This window comes from Bradyrhizobium sp. WSM1253 (assembly GCF_000244935.1).
GTDB lineage: Bacteria > Pseudomonadota > Alphaproteobacteria > Rhizobiales > Xanthobacteraceae > Bradyrhizobium > Bradyrhizobium canariense.
Map to the genome: position 1 here is coordinate 1,174,983 of NZ_JH600073.1, position 12,031 is coordinate 1,187,013.

General features: G+C 59.4%; 11 protein-coding genes and 3 pseudogenes. 11 read left to right on the plus strand and 3 right to left on the minus strand.

All coding sequences use genetic code 11. The annotated features are described in order from the left end of the window. The 6 genes and pseudogenes from BRA1253DRAFT_RS41190 to BRA1253DRAFT_RS07565 form a co-directional block, all read left to right on the plus strand. A pseudogene (locus BRA1253DRAFT_RS41190) lies at positions 1-274 on the plus strand (IS21 family transposase); the annotation flags it as partial. 19 nt (positions 275-293) lie between these two features. Beyond that, positions 294-1,055, plus strand: coding sequence for an IS21-like element helper ATPase IstB (istB, locus tag BRA1253DRAFT_RS07545; RefSeq protein ID WP_007592724.1), 762 nt, complete (start codon positions 294-296; stop codon positions 1,053-1,055). Between the two features lie 314 nt (positions 1,056-1,369). Continuing rightward, positions 1,370-1,555: a hypothetical protein gene (locus BRA1253DRAFT_RS43435; RefSeq protein ID WP_007592726.1), complete on the plus strand. Its 186-nt coding sequence runs from the start codon at positions 1,370-1,372 to the stop codon at positions 1,553-1,555. A gap of 334 nt (positions 1,556-1,889) precedes the next feature. Next, positions 1,890-2,063 (plus strand): hypothetical protein, encoded by a 174-nt coding sequence (locus tag BRA1253DRAFT_RS44340; protein ID WP_007592727.1) that lies wholly within the window; start codon positions 1,890-1,892, stop codon positions 2,061-2,063. A gap of 2,545 nt (positions 2,064-4,608) precedes the next feature. Next, a complete protein-coding gene (locus tag BRA1253DRAFT_RS07560) occupies positions 4,609-5,352 on the plus strand; it encodes a Crp/Fnr family transcriptional regulator (protein ID WP_007592733.1) in 744 nt (247 codons plus the stop codon). A gap of 414 nt (positions 5,353-5,766) precedes the next feature. Continuing rightward, positions 5,767-5,949, plus strand: a complete 183-nt coding sequence (locus BRA1253DRAFT_RS07565; protein WP_007592735.1) for a hypothetical protein — start codon at positions 5,767-5,769, stop codon at positions 5,947-5,949. Positions 5,950-6,188: 239 nt separating this feature from the next. Here the strand turns inward: BRA1253DRAFT_RS07565 and BRA1253DRAFT_RS07570 are convergent, their stop codons facing one another. The 3 genes and pseudogenes from BRA1253DRAFT_RS07570 to BRA1253DRAFT_RS07580 all read right to left on the minus strand — a co-directional run bounded on the left by BRA1253DRAFT_RS07570 (position 6,189) and on the right by BRA1253DRAFT_RS07580 (position 9,055). Next, a complete protein-coding gene (locus tag BRA1253DRAFT_RS07570; protein WP_007592736.1) occupies positions 6,189-6,452 on the minus strand; it encodes a hypothetical protein in 264 nt (87 codons plus the stop codon). A gap of 704 nt (positions 6,453-7,156) precedes the next feature. Continuing rightward, positions 7,157-7,822 (minus strand): annotated as a pseudogene (locus tag BRA1253DRAFT_RS07575) (RraA family protein). A gap of 23 nt (positions 7,823-7,845) precedes the next feature. After that, positions 7,846-9,055 (minus strand): annotated as a pseudogene (locus BRA1253DRAFT_RS07580) (aspartate transaminase). Between the two features lie 216 nt (positions 9,056-9,271). Here BRA1253DRAFT_RS07580 and BRA1253DRAFT_RS07585 point away from each other — a divergent pair. The 5 genes from BRA1253DRAFT_RS07585 (at position 9,272) to BRA1253DRAFT_RS07600 (ending at position 11,374) form a co-directional block, all read left to right on the plus strand. Further along, on the plus strand, positions 9,272-9,601 hold the full coding sequence (locus BRA1253DRAFT_RS07585; RefSeq protein ID WP_245286073.1) for a LysR family transcriptional regulator: 330 nt from the start codon (positions 9,272-9,274) through the stop codon (positions 9,599-9,601). A 240-nt stretch (positions 9,602-9,841) separates the two neighbouring features. Further along, complete coding sequence (locus BRA1253DRAFT_RS45985; protein ID WP_007592738.1) at positions 9,842-10,207, plus strand: dodecin family protein; 366 nt, start codon at positions 9,842-9,844, stop codon at positions 10,205-10,207. Positions 10,208-10,372: 165 nt separating this feature from the next. After that, entirely contained in the window at positions 10,373-10,684 is a 312-nt protein-coding gene (locus tag BRA1253DRAFT_RS07595) for a hypothetical protein (RefSeq protein ID WP_035992959.1), read from the plus strand. A gap of 152 nt (positions 10,685-10,836) precedes the next feature. After that, positions 10,837-11,007, plus strand: a complete 171-nt coding sequence (locus BRA1253DRAFT_RS44345) for a hypothetical protein (protein WP_007592749.1) — start codon at positions 10,837-10,839, stop codon at positions 11,005-11,007. A 37-nt stretch (positions 11,008-11,044) separates the two neighbouring features. Next, positions 11,045-11,374: a GcrA family cell cycle regulator gene (locus tag BRA1253DRAFT_RS07600; RefSeq protein WP_007592751.1), complete on the plus strand. Its 330-nt coding sequence runs from the start codon at positions 11,045-11,047 to the stop codon at positions 11,372-11,374. Positions 11,375-12,031 lie beyond the last annotated feature (657 nt).

The window sequence follows — 12,031 nt, forward strand, 5'->3', positions numbered from 1 at the left end:
CACGATCGCGCTGTGCCAGGCGATCATGCGGACAAAGCCCCATCCCGAGCAGGGCTTCCGATCCTGTCTCGGCATCCTGCGGTTGGAAAAGACCTATGGGACGCAACGTCTGGAAGCCGCGTGCCGCCGTGGGATCGGCATCGGCTCAGCGAGCTATCGGTCGATCGCCTCGATCCTCAAGACCGGCCTGGACAAAGCCTTCCTTCCCGACACCGCCCCCGAGGCCGATCCCATCCAGCACGGCAACATCCGTGGCCGCGGCTACTACCACTGACCACCAACAAGGAGACCTTATGCTCAGCAACCACACCCACGAACGTCTCGCTGCTCTCGGGCTCGCCGGCATGGCCAAGGCCTTCGACGATCAGCAACGCCAACCGGACGTTACCGCGCTGACCTTCGAGCAGCGCCTCGGCCTGATGATCGATCGCGAAGCAACCGAGCGAGAGAACAAAAGGCTCATCGTGCGCCTGAAGTTCGCCTCGCTACGGCAGGCCGCAATCGTCGAAGATGTCGATCTGCGCGCTCCGCGCGGCATCGACCGCGCCTTCTTTGCCAAGCTCGTCGATGGCGATTGGATCAGCCGCAAGCAAAATTTGCTCATCACCGGGCCGACCGGCGTCGGCAAGAGCTGGATCGCCTGCGCACTCGGCCACAAGGCATGCCGCGATAATCGATCCGTCTTATATCATCGCCTGCCAAGGCTGTTCGAAGCTCTTGCGCTCGCCCGCGGGGACGGACGCTATGCGCGGCTCCTCAAGACACTATCGAGGGTCGATTTGCTCATCCTCGATGATTGGGGCCTCGCACCGCTTACCGGCGAGCAGCGTCGCGATCTCCTCGAAGTCGTCGACGATCGACACCAGCGCGGATCGACCATCATCACCAGCCAGGTGCCGATCGAAAATTGGCATGAGGTCATCGCCGACCCGACCATCGCCGACGCCGTCCTGGATCGGCTCGTCCACAATGCTCACCGCCTCACACTCAAGGGAGACAGCATGCGAAAGATCACTGCGCAGCGCGCCAATCTTGACGCAGCCAAGAAAACCTGACCCAACTCCTCATGCCGGCAACGACACTCCGGCCGCCTTCGTCGGAACAGGTGGCCGCCTTCGATCGGAATGCATGGTCGCGTTCAATCGGAATCCCTGGCCGCAATCCCCGGAATCCGCACACCGCACCATGAAAACACCGAAGCCAAAACAATGGACCGACCGCGAGGTCCAGCAATTGTCGAAGCTGGCACGGACGGGCGCTGGCGTATCGAAGATTGCAGCCGAGCTGGGCCGTCACGCAGGATCAGTGAGGCGAATGGCGCGAACGATAGGGGTATTGTTGAAGAAGTAGCCGTCGAGGAAGCTCGCGCATGCCCCGCCCGAAGGAGCGCACCACAGCTGACCTACAGGCCGAAACCACGACTAATGTCCCGCACAAGCCTGAGCGCGGCGTCAGTATTTCGACCATAAAAGAGCGTCTGATCGAGCTGCGAAAGAATGGTCAGCCCAAAAAGCGTGATGGCAATGCCTCTAAACATCGTCGTGGACCGGGTTGAACGATGCAGTGCAAGTTCAAACGGCCCCGGCCGCAGGTTGGGAGGAACAGCCGGGGCCGGTATTCCCATTCCATGTGCCGCAATCGGCGGTAAATCGGCACGCACCTAGCTAGCCAAATAAAAGCTAACGAATTGTTTCGTAAGTCCGGAATTCGGAGCGAAGCGCCGCTTTGGCGTTGCAACGGCTCGTGCTTCGCAACGCAACATAGCGCGAGCACCGCCCGTACTTGCACGAAGGGTTGAACCAAACTTCTTGCCGTTGCATGTCGTCCATATTCAACGTCTACTTCAGATTGATTTTGTGACAATCCGATTTTTCAGACGAGGCCGGTCCATGAGCGTTCAAGCCATGATGGCGACTATCCTCCAGAACCAACTGACATCGCGCGGAGTGCATTCGCTGACGCATTCGGACTGCGCGGAGATCGTGGAGCACCTGATCGAAAAGCTCACTGAGCTTGAGCTTAGTTTGGCGCGAGAAGTAGCCAACAACCAGAAACTGCAGTAGCGCCAAGCATGATGAGCAATCGAGACTGACAGCGGGGTGTTTGCTGATCCCGTCCCGCTGCCCGATGGCCGCAGTCTGAACACGCTGCACGTCGCCACGATCGACGACGCTCTCGACGCGCGAGCACGATGCGCCGGAATGGTGCCCCTAGCGACGTTGATGCTGGTTGTGGCACTATCGGCGCAGGTCGCGCCCATGGGCGAGAGACCGTCTCGATTAACCCGACCGAGATGTGTAGAGCGCCGACAGCGACCCAACTCACGACACGGTGAGTAGGCCATGTGCTTACAAGGCAGAGGCCCGGAGTGCCTGAGGCGGGCCTCTTCCCTCATCAACTAATCGTCGTCCCGGTCATGATGATGGGGTTCGTGGTGGTGCTCATGGTGATGGTGCTCTGCCCCACCTCCGTTCACACCTTTTGCCCAGACGCAGCGATGGCTTTAGAAGTGAGTGAGGTCGATAGAAGCAAGGTCATGGCGGGCGGCGTTACGCCCGCAAATCTACCGCAGGACCGGCGCGGCGCCATATTATTTCGGCCACTTATCAGAATTTAAATAAGTTAAACAGATTAAATCAGTCGCTCACGACGTATAACGAATGCAGCTAATGTTCCGGGTTGCGTGAATCCGAGCGGGTACCTCCTCAGCGGCGGTGGCGGTCTTGAGTATGTCCAGAGCAGTGATCCGTCGGGAACGGATGGGAGTATCGTCCTAATTAAATGGACAGCTTCTTGATGTTATTGTAACTTTCTCCGGTTTCAGCTTCGGAACTAATGTTTTGGAGCAAACTCATGCCGGAGTATCGAGCCTACATTCTTGGATCGGACGGCCACATACAGCTTCGCCTTGAACTTGATTGCGCCGACGAACCAACAGCGAGCGAACGAGCCAAGCAGCTCGTTAACCGCCAAGACGTCGAGCTTTGGGAAGGCGCGCGCAAAATCGCGACATATAGGCCAGAAGAGTAAGGTCGCCGACACTGGCGCGCTGGACCAACCCACATTTCGATTGCCGCGTCGAGGATCTTGCTCATAGGAGCATAAGCGCACACTGCGCGTCATTCGTGGTCGCCGTTGCTTCGGGGGCAATCGCCTCCCGGCGCGAGTAGTCATTCGCCTCTGTGCATGCTTGAGGCTCTGTTCTTTCATTTGCACAAGCGGCGTTGCATTCTTGGAAATGGGACGACAGCTCAAGCTCAGCCAAGTGTTCCCAGTATTCTGCTTCCGCGAGGAGCTTCCATTTATTCATGCCATTGTACGCGGCTTGTTGACGACACAGCGAACCCATCGCGCGTAAGCGTCGCACCTTCTCCACTGCGGACCCCCTTCGGCTTGTTTTTCACAAACCTGTTATTTCTGAGTGTCAGAGTTAAAGTCGCGCAGATTGAAATGACAAGCCCGGTGTTTGACTGGTTTTATGACAGCGCAATAGTCTGACTTTTGCCGCTAGCTGAGTGCAATGTCGAATGTCAGCGCCAGAGCGTCGTCCGCCTGCGCTCTGCGCAGGCATGCAATAAGGTTCGCACCAGCAGCATTGAACTTTTGAGCGATCCTTCTTCGATTATGGTTTTTCATCGCTCCGACGTTTGGTCCTTACTTTGTCACGCCGCATTGGACTACGAACCTGCTCGACGACCGATGCCAATTGATCAACACGACCGCTATTGCGCGAGCCTCCGAGGGCTGTCAGTTACAGCAACGTGGACACTAAGAGCCCGACACACGCAACGAGCGGTGCCGTACTCAGGGTCAAGAGCTTGCTCGGTGCGGGCTTGCAGATCGCGGTTAACAACAGCTGGTTCAGTTGGTTTCGAAGTCCCTCAGATCGAATTTGCTGGAATGCCAGTTCGCAGTACGCTCACACCGTCTAATGGGACGTAAGCTCTGACAGATTACGACGCGCGCAAGCAGGAGCCAGCGTGCAGCATTAAGCGTTTATGGGCGTGGATCGACCTGGAAGATGATCGACATGGATCGAACCGAGCGCTTCTTTGCCGGAATGACTGTCGTGGGCACGATCTGCCTCTGCGCCGCGTTTACGATGTGGATGCTCGTTTGAGCCGCCACTCATGCCGCCAACGGAGGCGCCCTATGGTGGCTGCCGTCTTGGCAAGGTCAGCCACTCGGTTATCTGAGACGTGATTTCGTTCTGCCGGGCCTTCCTAAGCAGACTGTCTCGTTTGTCCTGGCGGAAATGACCGGGTTTCATCACGTAGCTGTCGAGCTTCTAGGTCAAGCCGAGCCCCACACTTCCGAGATCGCCGCGGCGTTTGCCGCGTCCCGGAAAGCGGAACTCCCTATGGTATTACCCATGCGCATTTCGCAATTGTACAGCGGGGCGCTGGGACCTAACTCCTCAATCATCCTGAGACACAACAATTCGCCTCCGAGGCGCGCGTGGTTGGAGTTTTTTCTTTTGAGATTGAGAGCTTCCGCAGCTGAATTGAACTTCGGGGCGCGAGGCGTAGGCGGATTCAAACAAAGTTCGAGTTGGCCGCCCTATGACGCTCAAAATGCGATGCGGCGGATCGTTCGAGGTAAACTGCAGTGACGCTTCCCGGCGAAATTGGTAACCGACTTCTGGCAACACTACCCGCGGCGGACCTCGATCTGCTGGCGCCCGAGCTAGAGATGGTAGTGCTCGATCGGGATGCGGTCGTCTCGCAGGCGGGTGACCAGACCGAGCACGTCCTCTTTCCTCATAGTGGCGCCATTTCTGTGATGATCGACATGGCCAACGGACAGACGGTCGCCAGCGCCGCAATAGGGCGCGAGGGAGCAGTAGGCACTCTTTCCGTGCTGGGGCCGTCCCCTTCGGCCGTTACCGCCGTCGTTCGTGCCGCGGGCATCGCCTCGCGGATCCCCGCATCGCGATTCCACGCCGCTTTTAGCCGAAGCCCCGCGATCCGCCACGCAGTCCAGATTCATTTCAAAGCGATGCTGATACAGCTACAAATCGGCGGCGCCTGCAATGCTCTGCATCCGGCCCAAGCCCGCATGGCACGCTGGCTGCTCCATCTTCGCGACCGCGCCGACCACGACGTCCTCGCACTCACCCAAGAGGCGCTTTCGCAAATACTGGGTGTGCGACGAACGACAGTGACGCTCCTGATGCGCAACCTGCGCGCTTCCGGAGCGATCAGATCTGAACGGCGAGGAGAAATCGAGATTGACCCATCGCGGCTCGCAGCGGTGGCGTGCGAATGCCACGATACCATGCGTCTCGAAATCGAGGGGATCTTCTCTATGAATGCAGCCCGATCTCGCGCTTTGGTTCTGCCGACGCCGTAACTGAAACGGGGGATGCCGCAAACCATCGCGCCTTTCGGCGTGATAGCCCGTTATCCCGGACATGGACGATGTGGCCAATGTGCAACGGGCGCCTGGCTTCTCCACGGCAATGTCCGCGACCGAACAATCCCGCTCATGAGGTACGCGGTACTATCGGCGCGCCATGTACTGGGGGTCTGTGGATGAACTTTTCAAACGAAAGATCAGACCTTATTGTCTCTTTGGGAAAGCGTGCGGCGACAAGTGTTGGCTGATCGCGCGAATGGCGGATGCTCCCGCGTTGTTGGTGACAATCTGCGCATCTATGCTGAACCGCTACGTTCGGAGATGGATCGACGGGAGCTCAAGTACGCCTCAATCAATTCAACTGAATGAAGCAGAGGGTGCCTCTGGGGCACACAGACGATGAGAGACATGCAGGAGCAGCTCGAGAACCTCCTCAAAGACGCAGCCGACTGCAAATCGATCAGCGATCTGGCCACCGACCTGCAAAAGCGAGAGTTGTTCGCGAGGCTTGCCGATCATCTGAGCGTGTTGGCTTCCGAGGTCGAGCGTGCAATTGCTGCGACGGCCTTTGGCACCGAATCGGAGCGATAAGAGGATATGCCCCGACACCGATGATTGGGAACTAGCATGCGATGAGCGGTGAAGGAGGACATGACTGCGGAGCGGCCTCGCGTGCGAGAGTGCAATCGCGCGCTCGCGTCGCCACTAGTCGGAACGCCTATCTGCCCGTGCAAGGCAATCAGCTAACTTCGATCGTCAGCTGCGACCGCAGCCCTGACCTTGGAGGACATCCCCGGCCAGCGCGCTTTATCACGAAGGCTGCGTCATGCTCATTCGCTATAGGACCGGCGTTGCCCTGTTTCGGCAGCCTCATTCGAGGCCAAGCAACGCCGCGCCCGCTCGATCTGGGCGCCGGTCGCCCCGTGGTTACGGGCATACATCTCAGCCAGGGCCGCCGAATACTTAGCAACGTAGTATTTGACCTCTGAGCAAGAAATCCGCTCTCCCGGTCTGTGCTGGCGCGCAGCATAGGCTTCAGAGCTCAGCGTCATCAGAAACAAGGCAGCAGCGCCAATCGCACGCGTGACAGTCATTGTCATCCCCCACAGCTACTAGGTTCGTTGCAGAGAGCAGGCCTGAATCGTCCCGATCGCGCAAATTAACACTGGGGCGCTAGTGCAACGTGTTGTGGACTGTTGCTTTCATGCCCCAGCTTCGTGAGCACCGGCCCGCCCATGCTGGCGAACCCCGTACAAATCCAGACTCGTCGACACAGATGCGCGGCAATTGACGTCCCCATGTAAGCTGCATTGCGCAACGGGACACGCCGCTCTGGTCATCTCGGGAACCCAAGGGCGCGACACGCCGGCCGGCGCCGCCGCGATCCTAACGGGCACAAACCTCTCCCGCGGCGCCTGGGGAGGACCTCACGATGCCGACCAGCAATTCAATCCTCTGCGCGGATGACTACCGGTACGATCATCCTCTCTCGCTCCAGTCCATCATGGGCCAGTTTGAGCGAACTACAGCAACCGAGGGCCAACCAGATCCAATCATGGCCCCGAAGCGCTTGGATTGATGGATCGGGCGGCGGGATTTGATGTCCTGTTCGTCGACGCGATCATGCCGGTCGGCATCAACGGACGGCTGCTTGCCGTCAGATCGACAATCGCCGGCCCGGTACTTTACACGTGGGGATATTCGGAGAACGCGATCATTCACCATGGCATGCTCGATCCGGGGCTTCCTTGCTCAGCAAGCCGTCCCGGTAGGTCCCTGCTTCCTCCGCTTTGGCGCTTCAGTTCGCGCACCGCGCTTCCAATGCGTCGATGAACGAACGATCCCACCGGCCGTCACGCATGGCCTGCATCGTGGCTTCTTCACGGGCACGCTGAGTCTCGGCATTCGCGATCAACGAGCGAGCCGCATCGGGCGCGAATGCGAGCAGGCCATCCTGATCGCCAACGAGCAGATCACCTGGCCGCACGACCATCCCACCGACCGTGACCGGCACATTGATCGCGCCAGGACCATCTTTGTAGGGGCCGCGGTGATTGACGCCGCGTGCATAGATCGGAAACGTCCGCTCCCGGATTTCCGCCACGTCGCGGATAGCTCAATCGATCACCATCCCAGCAAGACCTATCGTTGCCCCGTAAAAGGATAGAATACCGCCGATCACTGCATTCGTGATGTCGCCACCCGCGTCGATCACCATGACATCGCCCGGCCGGCAAAATTCGAAGGCGCGCAGGATTGCGAGGTTGTCTCCCCCTCGAGTGAGCACTGTGACCGCCGTTCCGGCGAGCGGGGCGGGCTTGTGGTAGGGCGCGAGCCCGACGGAGCCGCTGTTCCGCTGCATATTGTCGCTCAAGAGCGCCACGGGGATGCCGCGAAGCGCAGTAATGATGTCGGCCGATATCTGCGGTGCGGAAGCATTCTTCGTGAGACCGGACGCCTGCATGGCTTCGAATCCTGTGTGGAGTATTAGCGCAAATCGAACACGGCCGGCGCGATGCGCGCGACGCCGTCGGTCAATGTTTCAATATCGGTGGCGATCGAACGCCTGAAGTAGGGCGAAAGTCCATAGGCCGTTCCGGCAACCAACGCGACGCCGGCGCTGTCGAGAAATACAGAACCACGTCGCCGTCGGCGTCGAGCCGTTTGCCGTCGGGCGTGGTCTTGCCGATCAAGCCACCGCAATTGACATAGAGGTAGAACGCACCACTCGGCGCCATGCAACTTAGGCCGGGGATCGCGTTGACGAGCGGCAAGATCGCGTCGCGTCGTTGCCGGTAGATCGCGACACTTTGCTCGACGAAGCTCTGGTCGCCGTCGAGGGCCGCGGCGGCGGCGGCCTGGCTGATCGAACAGCAGTTTCCGGACGATTGGGACAGAAACGTGTTGATCGCCTGAACCAGATCGCTCGGACTTGCGATCCAGCCGATCCGCCAGCCCGTCATGGCATAGGTCTTGGAGACACCGTTGACGGCCAGCGTGCGAGTGCGCAGTTCGGGTGCGACCTTGAGAATATGCGGCCGCGCTGACACCGCCGTAGCGAATGTGCTCATAGATGTCGTCGGCCATCACCATGACATGCGGATGCCTCGCAAGCACGCCGGCAAGCGCGCGATATTCGTCGGCCGTATAGCTTGCGCCGGTCGGATTGCTCGGTGAATTGATCACGAGCCAGCGCGCGCGCCGTGATCGCGCTCTCCAGTTGCGCCGCGGTCAATTTGAAATTCTGCGTATCGTCGCACGGAACAAAGACCGGAATGCCGTCGCAGGCAATCGCCATATCGGGATAGGAAACCCAATAGGGGGCCGGAATGATCACCTCATCGCCGGGCTCCAGCGTGGCCGCGAAAGCGCTGTAGATCGCGCTCTTTGCGCCGTTCGTTGCTATGATCTCGTCGAGCGCATAGGTCAACCCGTTCTCGCGCTCGAGCTTGGCCGCAATCGCGCGCCTGAGATCCACGGTGCCAGCCATCAGGGTGTATCGCGTCGCACCCTTTTCCATCGCGTTCGCCGCTGCCTGGCGGATGTGCGCAGGCGTGTCGAAATCGGGCTCGCCGACCACCAGACTGACGATCTGTCTGCCTTGCCGGCGCAATTCGTTGGCGCGGTCGGCGGCCGCCGTGCTGGGTGAAGGTTTAATTCGCCGGACGCGCTCTGCGATGCGGGATGAGTTCACCATGAACCTCGATCATACTGTCGGGTCGCGACGCTATCTTTCGGCGCGGGGTAAGGCCAAGACGAGTTCGGTCTTCCTCGATATGAATTTCTTATAGATGATGGCGATTTCGGCTAACGTGGCAGAGTTCTTGCTGGCGCCGAGGCCCGGCCGAGCAACCAGAAGATGGCAACGGCCCGGTGGGAGTAATCCGTGAACCTGAGGCGCTTGCAATATTTCGTGAAAATCGTCGATATCGGCAGTCTCACACAAGCCGCCGACATCCTGCACGTGGCGCAGCCTGCGCTCAGCCAGCAATTGGCGACGCTCGAGGGCGAGGTCAAGCAGCAATTTGCTGCTTCGAACCAAACGCGGGGTAACACCGACGGAAGCTGGCAAGGTGCTCTACCGACACGCCCAGCTCATCCTGCGCCAGTGCGACCAGGCGAAAGTAGACATGAACGCCGCCGGCGAGGGCCTGTTGGGTGCGGTGTCCGTAGGACTGGCGCCCGGCACGGCTGCGGCCAGATTGGCGCTGCTCGTGCTTCCGCGGCAAGTCATGAGATCTGAGCGATAGCTATCTACAGACCGTCGCTAGAGCAGGTGGACAAGGGCAAGCCTGCACGGATGCGAATCCTTGCCTCGTGGCAAGCGCCGGAGCGAGGGGCTTGGACGGCTAAGCCGGTCCGTATTTTTGGTTAGTCTCAGCAGCCGCGATCGAGTGACCCGAGACTGAAATGGTCGGCACCGGGTCAAACAGGAAAGTGACAGGCAATCGGACGTTTTTCCGTCTGCTCGCTAGGAGCGGACATGATGGCGCTGGCCCAGCAGGTTGGCTCCGGCCAAAGCTGTCCCCGCCAAATGCAATTTTTGTCCCTTTCCGGCTCCGGACGGCATCCCCGTATCGGGGTCGAGATCCTGATGCTAGATTTCCTTCGTCATCCCGGACAGGAGGACGACATGCCTGATAGCGTCTACAAGGTCATTGAACTGGTCGGTACCAGCAACGACTCGTGGGAGAAGGCCGCCGCGAATGCGGTCGAGCAAGCTGCAAAATCTCTCCGAGATCTTCGCATTGCAGAGGTCGTCAAGCTGGATATGCAGCTCGATGACAAGGGAAAGGTCGAGGCCTATCGCGCCAAGCTCAACGTATCGTTCAAGTTCGAGGGCTCCTGAGCCTCAGCACCTCGCCCCATGCGCAGGGCGAGGAGGACTCATTGGAAAAGGCGCGTTGCCCGGTTCGCCTAGCCGGACACTGTGGCCCGGCCTCGGAAGTTGGCCCTAGTCCGACCGGGACCGATATGCTTTGATGCGTCGAGGCGTGTGGCGCGTGGTGGCCTCATGTACATGGTCATTCGCAAGTACACCAAGATTCGTTCGGTAGCGGACGCCGCTCGCCGCGCCAAGAGCGGCGTCGGCCAGATCCTAAGGCAATCGCACGGATTCAGGTCTTACCAAGTTCTGGATGCGGGCGACGGCGTTGGTATCGCCGTGATGATATTTGACGATCGCGAAAGCGCCAATGCAGCGAACGCCAAGATACTCGCGTTTGTTCAAGCAAGTCTACATGACCTCGATCTTGGAGTCCCCGAAATCACCACCGGCGAGGTTTTGGTGAACATAGAGCCGAATGAGTTTTCGGGCATAAAGTAGCTGAAAACGCCACCATTTGCGTGGCGGTTGCTCTCCTTTGCTCATGTCGTCGACTTGATGTTCCCATCTCGTTTGCACCGATCGCGCCCTGGACGCGCGTGCCGTCCGCCATGAATATGGGACTACGCGTGTTTTCGAGGAGTAGCAGCCACATGAAGCAACATACCTTCGAAGCATTTTCCACCACCGCGATCTACTGGACACCGCTTGTGCTTATGGGCACCGCGATGCCGCCAAGAGATCCCGATGAAGACGACGAGGACGACGAAGAGGAAGATGACGCTGACGACCCGCCGGTCGTGCGCGAGCCGGACGAAGACTAGACTGGCGTGTTCGGCAGTCGGCGCTATAATATCTCTCATGGGCTGGGATGCGAAAGACATAGCGCTCCTCAACAGGCTCTGGTCCGCAGGACAGAGCGCGGCGCAGATTGCGCGTCGTCTCGGGTGCAGTCGTAACGCGGTCTGCGGCATGCTGACCCGTCTGGGCTTGAAGCGCGGCCACAAGCCGCCCACAGCAAGGCCCAAGATAAGGCCGCGCCCGAAGCTGAGGCCGACCTCGTCGGCGGCCTGCGCCCGTCCAGTCGCACGGAAGGTGTCGCGGAACACAGTGCAGAGGCAGCCGCCCAAGGAATTCAGCAAGCAGCAGCTCTACTCCATGCTGGCAGAGGCGGTCAGAAACACTGGCTAAGAGCTCACCAAGATGTGGTTGTGCTCCCGCAAGTCCCTGGCCGAGTTCGACGGGTTCGGCAGTCGTATACCCATCCCAAGACTTCATCTGCTTGGAGTCAAAAGCAGCGGTAGATGCTAGGCTGAACTTACTTGTGGTTTGCCGCCGAAAGCCGACATGTCACCGATTCAAGAGATCTTCGGCTAAGCGGTCTGAAGTGGAAGCCGTAATGCCGGATCTGGCCCTTGAATGACCTGCCGTCGATATCGGTGACGCCGCAACGTCGATGGCGATCGTCGTGCGCTCGAAAAGCGATCTTGCAAACGATAAGGCGCTGCTTGCGGCCAACTCACCTGTTCCGCCGCAAGGAACGATTGCATCAGCCGTGCTTTAGCCGTCCGCACCTTTAATTGTTCGATCAACAGTTTGCGAAAGCCGCCGCCGCCGATCGAAGGACCAGTCAATGCGCATCCGTCTCGTTGGTGGCACGGGGCTTATTCGATCGGCAATCCAGGCCAGACTGTCCGCCGAAGGGCCCGAATGCGTATTGGTGTCGCGCCACCCGGCGGCACCTGATACGCACCACATCACCCTCGATATGGTCGGACCACCGACGCTTCGAAATGGAAGGACGCTCTTGCCGACGTTGATGTCGTTGTCAATGCGGCGGGTGCCCTG